1 protein-coding gene is annotated in these 274 nt (G+C 52.9%); it reads right to left on the bottom strand.

Features of this window, described 5'->3' with window-relative positions; all coding sequences use genetic code 11:
- Positions 1-62 precede the first annotated feature (62 nt).
- Positions 63-245 (bottom strand): hypothetical protein, encoded by a 183-nt coding sequence (locus L9G74_RS20525; RefSeq protein ID WP_238898613.1) that lies wholly within the window; start codon positions 243-245, stop codon positions 63-65.
- Positions 246-274 lie beyond the last annotated feature (29 nt).

Raw genomic sequence — 274 nt, 5'->3', positions numbered from 1 at the left:
ATTTTGCTCAAATGGTGTGGCCCACTCGGTATCTGCGGCTTGCAGCATAAAGCCGCAATTAATCAAATGCTGGCCAACTGGTGATTGGCGCCAACGGTCCGATGCTGCACGAGTTGCTCGTCTTCCGCTGGCGTTAAACCACGCAGTTCATCGAGATCGCCAAATTCAAACAAACGCTGGCAGCGGGTGCGTAACTCACCCGCGGTTTGCCGCAAAATCGATGCTTTCGGTCGCTTTCGCGGCAATGTTTTGACCTTCGATACTCAAATCGGTC

Origin of the sequence: Shewanella electrica (assembly GCF_022321485.1) — a bacterium.
GTDB classification, from domain to species: Bacteria; Pseudomonadota; Gammaproteobacteria; order Enterobacterales; family Shewanellaceae; genus Shewanella; species Shewanella electrica.
Note: the sequence above shows the minus strand (reverse complement) of the source record. Positions and strands in the feature narration are given on the sequence as shown.